This window comes from Scandinavium manionii, from assembly GCF_024764775.1.
Taxonomy (GTDB): domain Bacteria; phylum Pseudomonadota; class Gammaproteobacteria; order Enterobacterales; family Enterobacteriaceae; genus Scandinavium; species Scandinavium manionii.
In genome coordinates, this window is the sequence record NZ_JALIGC010000038.1 from 509,072 (window position 1) to 524,574 (window position 15,503).

Consider the following 15,503-nt stretch of genomic DNA (forward strand, 5'->3'; position numbering starts at 1 on the left):
TATTGTTGTTTAAAAGGCCAACACAATGAAAGTAAGTAAAATCTAATAACAATAGCAGGCGACATAAAAACTGCCGCCTGTTGTAAGATTAAGATGTTAATGAAGTCACCACCGTTTTGCCGCGCCCGGTGCGTTTGGCATCATAAAGTGCGTTATCGACTAGCGTTAATAGCACCGCACGTTCGGTATTATTTTCACGGACCCCCATCACACCTGCGCTAAAGGACATCACCACTGAGGCATCACCAACCGCAAAAGGCATAGAGCGCAGTTGCGCACGCAGCCGGTCGGTAAACGCAACCGCTTCGCCGGTTTCAGCAAACGGTAGCAGGAGCAGAAACTCTTCCCCGCCTAACCGCCCCAGCCTTGTCTGACCCTCGCACTGTTCGCGGATGCGCTGGCAGAAGTAGACCAGCGCATCATCACCCGCCACATGCCCCCAGCGGTCGTTAATTTGTTTGAAGTGGTCGAGATCAATCATAACCATCACAAAGTGCGTATCGTTTTGTTCTGAATGACAATTATCGAGGCTTTGCTGTAAATGGCCGAGGATTGCCAACCGGTTATAACAGCAGGTCAGCGCGTCGGTAGTGGCCTGAAAAGCCAGCAGATTCTCCGCACGTTTGCGCTCGGTGATGTCCACCCCGATATTCATTATTTCACCGTCGGGTAACATGATATTTGACCACAGCGTGGCCAGCACCTCCCCGTCGCGTCGGTGCGGATACCATTCATGCATCTCAAGCATAGGAGAGTAGTTCACCGACTCACGCACCCCGCGACGCACTTCAGGATCGGGATAAAACAGCGCCAGCGGGTCCGGCTGACAATTTATTTCCTCCAGCGTCCAGCCGAATACCCGTTCGCATTCTCCGTTCCATAATATGCAGCGATTATGTTTATCAAAGGAATTCATTAATACCGGCGCCCGATCGAAAAGAATTCGATATTGATTAACGATATTTTTCAATTCAACGGCGGTGCGCTCGCGGGTTATTAATTCGGTCATCGCGTCATGCAGTTTTTCTGCGATTATCAGCGCTACGCTGCGTAATACCCCTGGTGCTAATAGAGGCTGGTCGAACGCGATGAAAATAAAAGCGCGAGCATCTTCCTGTACGGGGAATATTCGGCATAGCACGCCGCACTGTAATTCCTGCGCCAGCGGATGCGCATCAGGGTAAAGCAACCGACCCACGTTACGATGCCAACACTTCACTCGCCAGGGGGCCTGCTGCAGGCGCAACGCCGCCAGTAAGTGTCGGGCGCTTTCCTCGGCATACAGCGAGTCGCCCAGCACTTCTATATGCTGCACGTCCTCGCTTTCCAGCATTATCCAGGAAAGACGCGCGTCAAACACCTCATGAATGAGCTGCAAGACATCGGTCAACGTGCGATGTGCGGACAAACCGGGCATCAGTTTGGCCAGACGATGCAGGCAAAGCTCTGCATCGTTAATTGCTGTATGTAATCGCTCTTTTTTCATTTTTTCAATCACAGGTTCGTTGAGGACAAAAACCCGCAATGAATGAATCAGATACTGATTTACATGATTAAGCACAGGTTAATCATAAAGGTGTACGTTCTAAGTAACAAAACACACTGTGTTGTCTTAAAAAAATTACAAATATCAAAATAGCCAATAAAATCAATAGCTGATTAATTGATCGCAAGTAAATTTATTTGTCCAGAAAGCATATGTCATGTAATTTATAATGTAAATATTGTATAAGTACTAAACTATCGTGCCCGTTTTCTATCTTACTGAAATATCTGAAATCCCCGCCAAAGACCGCGAAGAATATATTCTCCATATCAATGCATCATCCTTACACCGCGATTTTTATGTATGTAAAATTTCACCATACCAGTGGCGAATAAAACAGCGAATGTGATATAGTTCACACAATCTCATGAAACACAAAACAGTGTTTCATTACATTGGTCGATGCCTGACGATAGCCAGAGTGTGATGCCCCTGATGAGCAACGCCGCGCTATCCCTGGCTCCGTTTTCAGAGGGTACGTTTCATGATGTCTGTCACCACCGGCGTTGTTCTCCTTCGCTGGCCACTCACGAGCGCTGTGCTGATGTTTCTGGCGAGCACGTTAAAAATTCAGTTTCGTAAATCCGATTATGCCGGGCTGGCGGTTATTTGCAGCCTCTTTGGCGTTGCGGCCTCCTGTTGGTTCGCCACGGGTTTACTGGGGATTACGCTGGTCGACCTGACGCTGGTCTGGAACAATATCAAAGACGTGATGATGGAAGTCATGAGCCAGACCCCGACCCCATCAGAATGGCCGATGGTCGTGACCTGATTTCAGCGACTCCGCCTGAGTTCGCAGAATAAAAAAAGCGCCTCCTTTGCGGGAAGCGCTTTTTTAATGCGTGACGTTTCTGTCAGACAATATGCCTCGTTATCAGAACGGGATATCGTCGTCGAAATCCATCGGCGGTTCGTTAGACGGTGCCGGTGCAGCGGCTGGCTGCTGCTGCGGACGAGACTGCGCACCGCCACTGAACTGATTGCCGCCGCCCTGTGGCTGCTGTGGTTGACCCCAGCTTCCACCCTGCTGCTGACCACCACCTGCTGGTGCGCCGCCGCCCTGACGACCGCCAAGCATCTGCATGGTGCCGCCCACGTTAACAACCACTTCAGTGGTGTATTTTTCAGCACCGCTCTGATCGGTCCATTTGCGGGTACGCAGCTGACCTTCGATGTAGACCTGAGAACCTTTACGCAGATACTCACCGGCTACTTCTGCCAGTTTGCCGAACAGCACTACGCGGTGCCATTCAGTCTGCTCTTTCATTTCGCCGGTCGCTTTATCACGCCAGGATTCAGAAGTAGCCAGCGTAATGTTGGCAACTGCACCACCACTCGGCATGTAGCGTACTTCCGGGTCCTGACCCAGATTACCGACGAGAATCACCTTGTTTACGCCTCTGCTGGCCATGATCGTGTCTCCTGAAGATATTTCTTAATAGTGTAAACGGGGGATTGTAGCATTACAAAGTGTCGTTTTGATAGTTTGCGAGCCGTATTCCAGGATTCCGTTGTGGACTATTGTTGTTGCAGCGAAGCGCTGAAGCACGATTCCAGTACTGTATATTCATTCAGGTCAATCTGTGTCATAATTAGCCGTTTCCGCCGTTTGTCCTTCTAACAAACCAGGCATTCCGAGTCTCTACCGGGAAAGGTGAATGGATAAGATCGAAGTTCGGGGCGCCCGCACCCATAATCTCAAAAACATCAACCTCGTCATCCCTCGCGACAAACTGATTGTCGTGACCGGGCTTTCTGGGTCAGGTAAATCTTCGCTGGCGTTTGATACGCTGTATGCCGAAGGCCAGCGGCGCTACGTTGAATCACTCTCCGCCTATGCGCGTCAGTTCCTGTCATTGATGGAAAAGCCTGACGTTGACCACATCGAAGGGCTGTCGCCCGCAATTTCCATCGAGCAGAAGTCAACGTCTCACAACCCGCGTTCAACCGTCGGGACCATCACTGAAATCCACGATTATCTGCGTCTGCTGTTTGCCCGCGTGGGCGAGCCGCGCTGCCCGGATCACGATGTGCCGCTGGCGGCGCAGACCGTCAGCCAGATGGTCGATAACGTGCTGTCACAGCCTGAAGGCAAGCGCTTGATGCTGCTGGCGCCGGTGATTAAAGAGCGTAAAGGTGAGCACACCAAAACGCTGGAAAACCTGGCGAGTCAGGGTTATATCCGCGCCCGTATTGACGGTGAAGTCTGCGACCTGTCCGATCCGCCGAAGCTTGAGCTGCAGAAGAAGCACACCATTGAAGTCGTGATTGACCGCTTCAAGGTGCGTGAAGATCTGGCCCAACGCCTGGCCGAATCGTTTGAAACCGCGCTGGATCTCTCCGGCGGCACCGCGATCGTCGCCGATATGGATGACCCGAAAGCCGATGAACTGCTGTTCTCCGCCAACTTTGCCTGTCCGATTTGCGGCTACAGCATGCGTGAACTCGAACCGCGTCTATTCTCGTTCAACAACCCGGCCGGAGCCTGTCCGACCTGTGACGGCCTCGGCGTGCAGCAGTATTTCGACCCGGATCGCATCATCCAGAACCCGGAGCTTTCCCTTGCCGGGGGCGCAATCCGCGGCTGGGATCGCCGTAACTTCTACTATTTCCAGATGCTGCGCTCGCTGGCGGAGCATTATGAATTCGATATCGAAGCCCCGTGGGGTAGCCTGAACGCCAATGTGCACAAAGTGGTGCTGTACGGTTCAGGTAAAGAGTCGATTGAATTCAAATATATGAACGACCGTGGTGATACGTCCGTGCGCCGCCATCCGTTCGAAGGCGTGCTGCATAATATGGAGCGTCGCTACAAAGAGACCGAATCTAACGCGGTGCGCGAGGAGCTGGCGAAATTCATCAGCAACCGTCCTTGCACCAGCTGTGACGGCACCCGCCTGAACCGTGAAGCGCGCCATGTGTTTGTCGAAAACACCCCGCTGCCAACCATTTCAGACATGAGCATCGGCCATGCGATGGACTTCTTCCAGAACATGAAGCTGTCCGGGCAACGCGCCAGGATTGCGGAAAAAATACTGAAAGAGATTGGCGATCGCCTGAAGTTCCTGGTCAACGTTGGCCTGAACTATCTTTCCCTGTCCCGCTCGGCGGAAACGCTCTCCGGCGGTGAAGCCCAACGTATTCGTCTGGCCAGCCAAATTGGTGCTGGTCTGGTGGGCGTGATGTACGTGCTTGATGAACCGTCAATCGGCCTGCATCAGCGCGACAACGAACGCCTGCTTGGCACACTGATCCATCTGCGCAATCTCGGTAATACGGTGATTGTGGTGGAGCACGATGAAGACGCCATTCGCGCGGCTGACCACGTGATTGATATCGGCCCTGGCGCTGGCGTTCACGGCGGCGAAGTGGTGGCGGAAGGTACGCTGGAAGACATTATGGCGGTACCCGAATCGTTGACCGGCCAGTACATGAGCGGTAAACGCAAAATTGCAGTGCCGAACGAGCGCGTTCCGGCCGACCCGTCAAAAGTACTGAAGCTTACCGGCGCACGCGGCAACAACCTCAAAGACGTCACGCTGACGTTGCCGGTTGGCCTGTTCACCTGCGTGACGGGCGTATCCGGTTCCGGTAAATCAACGTTGATTAACGACACGCTATTCCCGATTGCACAGCGCCAGCTCAATGGCGCGACTATTGCGGAGCCTGCGCCGTATCGCGATGTCACGGGCCTCGAGCATTTCGATAAAGTTATCGATATTGACCAGAGCCCGATTGGCCGTACACCGCGCTCTAACCCGGCGACCTACACCGGCATCTTTACACCAGTGCGTGAACTGTTCGCGGGCGTGCCGGAATCGCGTGCGCGTGGGTATACACCAGGACGTTTCAGCTTTAACGTACGTGGCGGCCGCTGCGAAGCGTGCCAGGGCGATGGCGTTATCAAGGTGGAAATGCACTTCCTGCCGGATATCTACGTGCCGTGCGACCAGTGTAAAGGCAAGCGCTATAACCGCGAAACGCTGGAGATTAAGTACAAGGGCAAGACCATCCACGAAGTGCTGGATATGACCATCGAAGAAGCACGTGAGTTCTTTGATGCCGTTCCGGCGCTGGCGCGTAAACTGCAAACGCTGATGGACGTGGGCCTGACCTACATTCGTCTCGGCCAGTCGGCGACGACGCTCTCCGGCGGTGAAGCTCAGCGCGTGAAGTTAGCGCGTGAGCTGTCCAAACGCGGCACCGGCCAGACGCTGTATATCCTCGATGAACCGACCACTGGCCTGCATTTTGCCGACATCCAGCAGCTGCTGGACGTGCTGCATAAACTGCGCGATCAGGGCAATACCATCGTGGTTATCGAGCATAATCTGGACGTGATTAAAACGGCGGACTGGATTGTCGATCTCGGCCCGGAAGGCGGCAGTGGCGGCGGGGAAATTCTCGTCTCCGGTACGCCGGAAACGGTCGCAGAGTGCGAAGCCTCGCATACCGCACGCTTCCTTAAGCCGTTGCTGTAATCACTCTGAAAGATGCTGCCTGACCTGGTCAGGCAGCATGCCCATTGCTTGTTGATAAGACGCATCAACCAGATAATAAATCTGCGAATCCGGCAGTGAACCATCGAGATACACCGTACTCCAGTGCGCTTTATTCAGATACTGGCTGGGACGCACATCGCTGTGCTGCTGACGCAATAAATCTGCCAGCTCCGGACTGGTTTTGAGCGACGTCGCCGGACGGCCTTCTACCTCTTTCACCATCGCGAATAACACATCAGACACTTTAATCTGCGTGGCCTTCCAGTCGCTGTGAACGCTCTGTTCTGCGCCTGGCTTGTTCATGCAATATTGCAGCAACTCCGAAATGGTCATCTTGATTCCCCCTGAAGGAACGCGGAATGAGTCTTTTCTTAGTGTGCAACAAGTCGGCGGAAAGGGGAAACGGTTCTGATTAAAAAAACGGCAACCTCTGGGGTTGCCGTTATTTGCTGTCAGTACTCGGAGTTGACGATAACTTCTTCCCCGTACGCCCCGGCATTTGGCAACGGTTTGTAGGTGGAGTTTGACGCGCGTAATACGCGGATACCACGCGCACCAATGTCATGGGCGGCGGTAATGTCATTGTCGGAATCACCGTAGAAGACTTTGATTTTCTTGTCTTTCAGCCACTGAACCTTGGTGTTTTGCCCAGCTTTGTCCCCGGCAAAAATAACCGGGTTCATGTTCGCAGCCGGGATCAGGAAATCATCCTGCAGCGTTTTGCTGACGGTTTCTGTTTTGGTCTGGCTGCGGCCAGTGACGAAATAGATACTGTCGCCGCGTTTGACGTGCATGGCAATCAACGCATGCGCCACTTCTTTCGGGATGCTGAAATCATCCCAGCCGTTGTTCATCTTTTCCCAGAATTCCGGGTTCTTCAGGTAGTCTTCACTGTCAGGGGAAAAGGTCTTTTTACCACGCCAGAAGCCCGGGCTTGAGAACAGCACGGTATCATCAATATCAAATCCGACGGACATGGGAGCCCGGCCCAGCAGACTGTTTTCAATCTGCGCCACGGAAACCCAGTGAATCGGCGCCTGTTCGGCGAGTTTCGCGACATTTGTACCAATATAGAGCGGAGATGGCGACGACGCATGAGCGTCAACAACAGTGCTGTTTATCGTAAACAACAAGCAGATAGCGCTGAGCGCTAATGAAACCTTGCGCATATTTATCCCTAAAAATCCGACTGTTATCGTTAAAAAGCGAATGGAAAGACAAAAAAGCATTCTGACCATAACTGCGAAAGGTAATGAAGGAAAGGAATATCTGGGAGGAATGTCATAGAAAAAGGTGATGATCACACTCACGAAAAAACTCGCCCAACAGGGTGAGATTTGGCTCTCCCGCAACGAGAGAGCCAAAAGTAAGTGGGTACTTACATTACTGCGGAAAATGCCTGCGCCACGCGCTGCACGTTACGGGAATTAAGGCCCGCCACGCACATACGGCCGCTGGCGATCAGGTATACGCCAAACTCTTCGCGCAAACGCTCAACCTGAGCGGCGCTCAGCCCTGTATAGCTGAACATGCCGCGTTGTTGCAGCAGGTAGTCAAAATTACCGTCCGGCATCTCCTGCTTCAGCACGTTGACCAGCGCCTGACGCATCTCCAGGATACGGGTACGCATGGCTTCAACTTCGGCCAGCCACGAAGCTTTCAGCTCAGCGCTGTTCAGCACGGCCGACACCACCTGCGCACCGAAATTCGGTGGGCTGGAGTAGTTACGGCGTACGGTCGCTTTCAGCTGGCCCAGCACGCGCCCTGCGGTTTCGCTGTCTTCACAGACTACGGACAGGCCACCAACGCGCTCGCCGTACAGCGAGAAAATCTTGGAAAATGAGTTGCTGACCAGCACCGGCAAGCCCGCACTCGCAATAGTGCGGATAGCGTACGCATCTTCTTCCATGCCAGCGCCAAAGCCCTGATAGGCGATGTCGAGGAACGGGATCAGGTTTCGTGCTTTCAGCACTTCCGTTACTGCATCCCACTGGGCGTTGGTGAGGTCAGCTCCGGTTGGGTTGTGGCAGCACGGATGCAGCAGCACGATGTCTTTTTCAGGCAGCGAATTCAGTTTTTCGAGCAGCGCCTCGAAACGCACGCCGTTGGTCTGATTATCAAACCAAGGGTAAGTACTTACTTCGAAGCCAGCCCCTTCAAATATGGCGATGTGGTTTTCCCAGGTCGGGTCACTGACCCACACCTTTGAAGCCGGGAAGTAGTATTTCAGGAAATCGGCACCGACTTTCAGCGCACCTGAACCGCCCAGCGTCTGGATGGTCGCCACGCGTTTTTGTTGCAGAACCGGATGGTCAGCCCCAAACAGCAGCGGCGCAATCCCGTTACGGTAAGCGTTTAACCCTTCCATCGGCAAGTACACCGACGCACCGTGCGGCTGCGCATTCAGCTGCACTTCGGCTTCGGCAACCGCTTGTAATTGCGGGATAATCCCATCTTCGTTGTAATAAAGGCCGATGCTGAGATTCACTTTGTCACTACGGGGATCTTCTTTGAATTTTTCCATCAGCGAAAGGATGGGATCGCCAGCGTAGGCGTCAACGTTCTGAAACACGCGATGATTCTCCAGATGTCATACAGGGCAGGGATAAACACAATAAACCGGATACGTGGGAAGATCGAGGGGATGTTAAGGGAAAGCAAACAGAGGCGTTCACCCTCCCCACAGCGAAGAGGGTGAAATCAGGCATTTCAGTCGAGGTATTTCATCGCAACCCGTGAAGTCAGGCGCGTGATAAGTTCGTAAGCACTCACTTTTGTTATTTCAGCAATGCGCTCAACCGGCAGCCCTTCGCCCCACAAAATGACCGGATCACCGGCTTTATCGGTGGATTCAGGGCCCAAATCGATGCAAATCATGTCCATCGCCACGCGACCGACAATCTTAACTTCCCGACCGTTCACCAGCACCGGCGTTCCGGATGGCGCGGCGCGCGGATAACCGTCACCGTAACCCATGGCAACCACCCCGAGCCGGGTATCGCGCTCGCTCGACCAGGTACCGCCGTAGCCCACCGGTTCACCCGCTTTGTGCTCGCGCACGGCAATCAGGTTAGACGTCAGCGACATCACCGGTTTGAAGCCGAATTCGTCGGCCCAGGGTTTGTTCTCGAGTGGCGATACGCCGTACAGGATGATCCCCGGACGCACCCAGTCAAAATGCGACTGTGGCCACAGCAGAATCCCACCGGACGCGGCAATTGACCGCTGCCCCGGCTTGCCTTCGGTGAAGGTCAGAAAAATATCGAGCTGTTTTTCGGTCGCACCGCATTCTGGCTCGTCCGCACGGGCAAAGTGGCTGACCACATTCACCGGCTGGCGCACATTTTTGCACTGGCTCAGACGCTGATAAAACGAATTCGCTTCTTCCGGGCGCACGCCCAGGCGGTGCATACCGGTATCCAGCTTCATCCAGACGGTGACCGGCTCAGGCAAATCAGCCTGCTCCAGCGCTTCCAGCTGTTCGGGATTGTGCACCGCTGTGTGGAAACCCTGAGCAGAAATCAGCGGCAGATCGCTGGCATTGAAAAAACCTTCCAGCAGCAGAACTGGCTGGGTAATGCCGCCCTCGCGCAGGTGCAGGGCCTCTTCCAGGCGGGCGACGCCAAAGGCATCGGCGTCGGGGAGCGTTCGCGCGGTCTCCAGAAGACCGTGTCCGTAAGCGTTCGCTTTCACGACCGCAACGAGCTTACTGGCAGGCGCCAGTTCGCGCAGGCGTTGCAGATTGTGTCGCAGAGCGCGGCGGTTAATCACAACAGTTGCCGCTTGCATGTGAATTCCTTAGATATCACTCATCATCATATTGTGGCCCGGCGTAGTTATCAAAACGCGACCATTGTCCGTTAAACGTCAGGCGAACGGTACCGATCGGGCCGTTACGCTGTTTACCCAGAATGATTTCGGCGATGCCTTTCAGGTCGCTGTTCTCGTGATAAACCTCATCACGGTAGATGAACATGATTAAGTCGGCATCCTGCTCGATGGAGCCGGATTCACGCAGGTCGGAGTTGACCGGACGCTTATCGGCACGCTGCTCCAGGGAACGGTTAAGCTGAGACAGTGCCACCACCGGCACATGAAGCTCTTTTGCTAACGCCTTGAGGGAGCGTGAAATTTCGGCAATTTCCAGGGTACGGTTGTCCGACAACGACGGAACGCGCATCAGCTGCAGGTAGTCGATCATGATCAGGCCAATGCCGCCATGTTCGCGAGCGATACGGCGCGCGCGGGAGCGTACTTCCGTCGGCGTCAGGCCGGAGGAATCATCGATGTAGATATTACGTTTTTCGAGCAGAATGCCCATAGTGCCTGAAATCCGCGCCCAGTCTTCATCATCAAGCTGACCGGTACGAATACGAGTCTGGTCGACGCGTGACAGCGACGCCAGGCAACGCATCATAATCTGTTCGGAGGGCATTTCGAGACTGAAGATAAGTACCGGCTTATCCTGCAACATCGCCGCGTTTTCGACGAGGTTCATCGCAAATGTCGTTTTACCCATCGACGGACGCGCCGCGACGATAATCAAATCCGATGGCTGCAAACCGGCGGTCTTTTTATTCAGATCGTCATAACCGGTGTTCACGCCCGTCACGCCATCGTGTGGCTGCTGGAAAAGCTGCTCGATACGCGCCACGGTGGCGTCGAGCACGTCGGCGATATTTTTCGGGCCTTCGTCTTTATTGGCGCGGCTTTCGGCGATTTTGAATACCCGGCTTTCGGCCAAATCCAGCAGGTCTTCACTGGTGCGGCCCTGGGGATCAAAACCGGCTTCGGCGATTTCATTCGCCACCGAGATCATGTCACGCACAACCGCACGTTCGCGCACGATATCCGCATAAGCGCTGATGTTCGCCGCACTTGGCGTATTTTTCGACAGTTCAGCCAGATAGGCGAACCCGCCGCAGGTATCCAGTTGCCCTTCCCGCTCAAGCGACTCCGCGAGCGTAATCAGGTCAATCGGGCTGCCTTTTTCCTGCAAACGCGCCATTTCGGTAAAAATATGGCGGTGCGGGCGAGTGTAAAAATCCTCTGCTACGACGCGTTCGGCGACGTCATCCCAGCGTTGGTTATCCAGCATTAAACCGCCCAACACCGACTGTTCCGCTTCAATCGAGTGCGGGGGTACTTTCAGCCCGGAGACCATTGGATCGCGGTCACGTGGCTCAGTCTGTTGTTTGTTGAAGGGTTTATTTCCTGCCATAGTGAATGGAGTTACCGGGTTAAAGAGTGGGTCGTAAGATTATCATATCTGATGTCTGATGCCCCTACTAAACGATATGTACGGAGGATGCATGGCAACGCGAATAGAATTTCATCAGCACGGTGGGCCTGACGTACTCAACGCCGTGGAATTTACCCCAGTGGATCCAAAAGAGAACGAGATCCAGGTGGAAAATAAGGCCATCGGCATTAACTATATCGATACCTATATCCGCAGCGGGCTGTATCCGCCGCCCTCTTTGCCAAGCGGTCTGGGAACGGAAGGCGCAGGTGTGGTTAGCAAAATCGGCAGCGGCGTGAGGCACATTAAAGTGGGTGACCGCGTGGTCTACGCACAGTCATCGCTCGGCGCTTACAGCTCGGTCCACAACGTGCCTGCCGATAAAGCCGCCATTCTGCCCGCCGCAATTTCCTATGAGCAAGCCGCCGCCTCTTTCCTCAAAGGGCTGACGGTGTTCTACCTGCTGCGTAAAACCTATGAAATAAAGCCGAACGAACCGTTCCTGTTCCACGCGGCGGCCGGGGGCGTGGGGCTGATCGCCTGCCAGTGGGCGAAAGCCTTGGGGGCTCAGCTAATTGGTACCGTGGGCTCGGCACAAAAGGCGCAGCGCGCGTTACAGGCTGGCGCCTGGCAGGTGATTAACTATCGGGAAGAAAACCTGGTGGAGCGCGTTAAAGAGATAACGAACGGTAAAAAGCTGCGCGTGGTGTATGACTCGGTGGGAAAAGACACCTGGGAAGCATCGCTCGATTGCCTGCAGCGACGTGGGCTGATGGTCAGCTTTGGTAATTCCTCCGGCGCAGTCACCGGCGTAAATCTGGGTATTCTGAATCAGAAAGGCTCGCTGTTCGCCACCCGTCCTTCCCTTCAGGGTTACATCACCACCCGCGAAGAGTTAGAGGAAGCCAGCAATGAGCTGTTTTCGCTGATCGCCAGTGGCGTGATTAAAGTAGACGTGGCCGATAGCCAGAAATTTGCGTTGCACGATGCGCAAAAAGCGCATGAAACGCTGGAAAGCCGGGCAACACAAGGGTCGAGTTTGCTGCTACCGTAATTCTCATTGCCCTCCTAAATAATTCAGGCTGCAGAAAGGCGGCAAATGAGCGAATCCCCGGGAGCTTACATAAGTAAGTGACTGGGGTGAGAGAATGCAGGCAACGCGTCTGCAGCTTGAAGTATGACGGAGGAGAAATTATTAGGGCTTCCCTTGGGAAGCCCTTTTTTTATCGTTCACTGTATGTAGGGTACAGCGCGATGAATTCGTTATCGCGCTAAGAATGACAGATTTATGACGTACTGCCTACTCTGCCTTTCTCAGGTTGTGACGCACACCGCAAACCCTTAATAGCGCCAGCGATCGTCGCGGCGATACGCCGGGACTTTCGGCGTTTTGACCGCCCGGATAATCCACACCACGGCGACGGCAAGCAGCAGCCACGGCAACAATTTGATCATCAGGGCAAACAGACCACCGACGAACATCAGCGCGGTCGCGACCACTATCGCTGCCAGAATACCCAGTACGGAGACTCCGGTAACCAGCAACATCACAAAGAATCCGATGATAAATAACAGTTCCAGCATGGCTTTTCCCCTTAAAAAATAACCTACTGCCTTTACCATTACAAAAATCATGCCAAAACATATTTCATTGATTTAAAACGAAAACGCCCCGCAGAACTCTGCGAGGCGTGGTCAATCAGACTAACTTTTAGCGTATTTCTTAACGCTTATTCGCCACCAGCTGGAGTGCCTGTTCGAGCACGTCGATATTGGCACCCGCTTTATGTGCGTTTTCACTGAGGTAGCGACGCCACTGGCGTGCACCCGGAATGCCCTGGAACAGGCCGAGCATGTGACGTGTCACGTGACCAAGATAAGTGCCGTTGCTCAACTCACGTTCGATGTAAGGATACATGGCACGAACCACATCAACCGGATCCGGATCGACGCCTTCAACGCCAAAAATCGCACGGTCGACCGACGCCAGAATACCCGGATTCTGATACGCCTCGCGGCCTACCATGACGCCGTCCATATGCTGCAAATGCGCGTTAGCTTCGGCCAGCGATTTGATGCCGCCGTTAATCGACATCGTCAGGTGCGGAAAGTCGCGCTTGAGCTGATAAACGCGAGGATAATCCAACGGGGGAATTTCACGGTTTTCTTTCGGGCTGAGGCCGGAAAGCCAGGCTTTACGCGCGTGGATGATGAACATCTCGCATTCGCCGTTACCGGACACAGTGTTGATAAAGTCGCAGAGAAATTCGTAGCTGTCCTGGTCGTCAATGCCGATGCGGGTTTTGACCGTCACCGGAATCGACACCACGTCACGCATCGCTTTAACGCTGTCGGCAACCAGCTGGGCATTGCCCATCAGGCAGGCGCCAAACATGCCGTTCTGTACGCGGTCAGACGGACAGCCGACGTTGAGGTTAATTTCGTCGTAGCCGCGTTCTTCTGCAAGCTTCGCGCAATGCGCCAGTGCAGCCGGATCGCTACCGCCCAGCTGCAGAGCCAGCGGATGTTCATCCTCGCTGTACGCCAGGTAATCGCCTTTGCCGTGAATAATCGCCCCGGTGGTCACCATTTCGGTGTACAGCAGCGTGTGGCGGGACAACAGGCGCAGGAAGTAACGACAATGCCTGTCCGTCCAGTCGAGCATCGGTGCGATGGAGAAACGGTGCGCAGGATAAGCGGAGGATTGTGTTTCTGGCAGCATGGCGAAGTATTGAGCATCCGGTGGAAAATGGGGCGCTACTATAGCACAAAGAAAAAGCGGAGGCGCATGGCCTCCGCGATTGTCAGAATGTCAGGCCCAGCTGCACCCCCGCCCCCCAGGTTTCATCTTCGCCATACAGACCCATCAGGTCGACATGCACCGTGTTCAGTGGGGCGAAGCCCACACCGGCGGTGAAGATGTTGCTGTCGTTGCCTTTGACGTCAGCACGGTAACCCGCACGCACCGCCAGCCAGCTCAATGGCGTCACTTCCGCCCCGACGCCAACGTATTGCGAATCGTCTTCAGTTTTGAAGCCTTTGGTTTCCGTCAGGTCGCCGTCGGCGGTCAGCGTCAGTAAATCGGTATGCCACGCCACGCCCGCAGTCACCAACGGTCGGATTTGATACGTGTCTTTGTAGTTGGTGGTCACGCCGGTCGCGTTGTTCTTGATGCGCACGTCTTTGGTGTCGATATCGCGAGACATCAGGTTCTGCCCACTCAGGCCAACAGTCCAGTTTTCGCCAAAGTCCGCCGCGAGACCCGCATCGACGTTAAAGCCGGTATCGTCATTACGATACTTACTGTCCTTCCAGTCATCGCTGTGATAATTGTCGATAGACGTGGTGTAATTGTAGAGCCAGGTTTGTTGCAGTTTCGGTGTCACACCGAGCGACACCGGCACGCCGCCGATATCGAACTTACGCGCAATAGCGATGCCGTAATCGGACACAATCGCCGCTTTCCCCGACGCAGTGGAGTTCAGATTATTGGTTATCTGATCACTACCGTTCAGCACCGCATTGGCTGCCTGGGTGGCGGCAAACGCGTCAGAGTTCTGAATGTTGCGCAGGTAGTCGATATCGCTCTGATCGATGTTCGAACTGGCCCGAGCATGGGCGTAGGCTTTGGTAACGAACGCAAGCGAGACCGCCGAGGTCGGCACGCTCACCGCGATCCCCGCGCCAGCATTTGCCCGCGCCGTTTTGCCACGCAGATCGTCCAGTTGCCCGGCCAGATCCCCCGCCGCACTCTGGAACTGATTTAATGTACCGCCCGGATCCATCAGGATCCCTTGCGGCGTCAGGTTATCGAGTACGCTTTTGTAGTGGTCGATCTCATTGCTGATATCATCTATTTGATCACGAAGATTGTCTTTGTCGGTAATCTGCGCTCCCACAGAGGGAATAACGACAGAGACATCATCATCCGGTTGTGACTTCGCCAGCAGCGCGGGGTTAATCAGCACCGCACTCCCATAGTTCGCCGACGCCACGCCGGTTCCCCCCATTGCATCATTTCTTGCCTCTGACCACGTATTGGCCGCTCCCGCCTGATTTGCCATAAACAGGGAGACAGCCGCAGACACCACAGAATATTTGATATTTTTTTTCACGATATGCTCGTTATTTGCAGATGAACGTTAATCCCCTTTCAGTTATCCGCCGAAAAGGGTCGATCTATTGCTGTGAATAACGATGTAAAAAGCAGTCA

General features: G+C 54.1%; 13 protein-coding genes. 3 read left to right on the top strand and 10 right to left on the bottom strand.

Annotated elements, in window-relative coordinates; all coding sequences use genetic code 11:
- Positions 1-88 precede the first annotated feature (88 nt).
- On the bottom strand, positions 89-1,486 hold the full coding sequence (locus tag MUU51_RS14280; RefSeq protein WP_159776654.1) for a GGDEF domain-containing protein: 1,398 nt from the start codon (positions 1,484-1,486) through the stop codon (positions 89-91).
- Between the two features lie 544 nt (positions 1,487-2,030).
- Here MUU51_RS14280 and MUU51_RS14285 point away from each other — a divergent pair.
- On the top strand, positions 2,031-2,318 hold the full coding sequence (locus tag MUU51_RS14285; RefSeq protein WP_159776652.1) for a YjcB family protein: 288 nt from the start codon (positions 2,031-2,033) through the stop codon (positions 2,316-2,318).
- 102 nt (positions 2,319-2,420) lie between these two features.
- Here the strand turns inward: MUU51_RS14285 and ssb1 are convergent, their stop codons facing one another.
- A complete protein-coding gene (gene ssb1, locus MUU51_RS14290) occupies positions 2,421-2,957 on the bottom strand; it encodes a single-stranded DNA-binding protein SSB1 (RefSeq protein WP_125354134.1) in 537 nt (178 codons plus the stop codon).
- A 247-nt stretch (positions 2,958-3,204) separates the two neighbouring features.
- Between ssb1 and uvrA the strand changes: the two genes are divergently transcribed.
- Positions 3,205-6,027: an excinuclease ABC subunit UvrA gene (gene uvrA / locus MUU51_RS14295; protein WP_159776650.1), complete on the top strand. Its 2,823-nt coding sequence runs from the start codon at positions 3,205-3,207 to the stop codon at positions 6,025-6,027.
- On the opposite strand, the gene MUU51_RS14300 is transcribed toward uvrA, so the two are convergent.
- The 5 genes from MUU51_RS14300 to dnaB form a co-directional block, all read right to left on the bottom strand.
- Positions 6,028-6,381: an MmcQ/YjbR family DNA-binding protein gene (locus tag MUU51_RS14300; protein WP_159776648.1), complete on the bottom strand. Its 354-nt coding sequence runs from the start codon at positions 6,379-6,381 to the stop codon at positions 6,028-6,030.
- Between the two features lie 119 nt (positions 6,382-6,500).
- Entirely contained in the window at positions 6,501-7,217 is a 717-nt protein-coding gene (gene aphA, locus MUU51_RS14305; RefSeq protein ID WP_159776645.1) for an acid phosphatase AphA, read from the bottom strand.
- A 209-nt stretch (positions 7,218-7,426) separates the two neighbouring features.
- On the bottom strand, positions 7,427-8,620 hold the full coding sequence (tyrB, locus tag MUU51_RS14310; protein WP_258967980.1) for an aromatic amino acid transaminase: 1,194 nt from the start codon (positions 8,618-8,620) through the stop codon (positions 7,427-7,429).
- A gap of 137 nt (positions 8,621-8,757) precedes the next feature.
- The gene (gene alr / locus MUU51_RS14315) at positions 8,758-9,837 is read right to left on the bottom strand and encodes an alanine racemase (protein WP_159776641.1); all 1,080 of its coding nucleotides are present in this window, start codon (positions 9,835-9,837) and stop codon (positions 8,758-8,760) included.
- A 16-nt stretch (positions 9,838-9,853) separates the two neighbouring features.
- Positions 9,854-11,269: a replicative DNA helicase gene (dnaB, locus tag MUU51_RS14320; RefSeq protein WP_159776639.1), complete on the bottom strand. Its 1,416-nt coding sequence runs from the start codon at positions 11,267-11,269 to the stop codon at positions 9,854-9,856.
- Between the two features lie 91 nt (positions 11,270-11,360).
- Here dnaB and MUU51_RS14325 point away from each other — a divergent pair, with 91 nt between their 5' ends.
- Entirely contained in the window at positions 11,361-12,344 is a 984-nt protein-coding gene (locus MUU51_RS14325; protein WP_258967981.1) for a quinone oxidoreductase, read from the top strand.
- Positions 12,345-12,631: 287 nt separating this feature from the next.
- On the opposite strand, the gene pspG is transcribed toward MUU51_RS14325, so the two are convergent.
- The 3 genes from pspG to MUU51_RS14340 all read right to left on the bottom strand — a co-directional run bounded on the left by pspG (position 12,632) and on the right by MUU51_RS14340 (position 15,405).
- Complete coding sequence (gene pspG, locus MUU51_RS14330) at positions 12,632-12,874, bottom strand: envelope stress response protein PspG (protein ID WP_110511040.1); 243 nt, start codon at positions 12,872-12,874, stop codon at positions 12,632-12,634.
- A 139-nt stretch (positions 12,875-13,013) separates the two neighbouring features.
- Complete coding sequence (gene dusA / locus MUU51_RS14335; protein ID WP_258967982.1) at positions 13,014-14,012, bottom strand: tRNA dihydrouridine(20/20a) synthase DusA; 999 nt, start codon at positions 14,010-14,012, stop codon at positions 13,014-13,016.
- Between the two features lie 82 nt (positions 14,013-14,094).
- Positions 14,095-15,405 (bottom strand): conjugal transfer protein TraF, encoded by a 1,311-nt coding sequence (locus tag MUU51_RS14340; protein ID WP_258967983.1) that lies wholly within the window; start codon positions 15,403-15,405, stop codon positions 14,095-14,097.
- Positions 15,406-15,503: the final 98 nt, after the last annotated feature.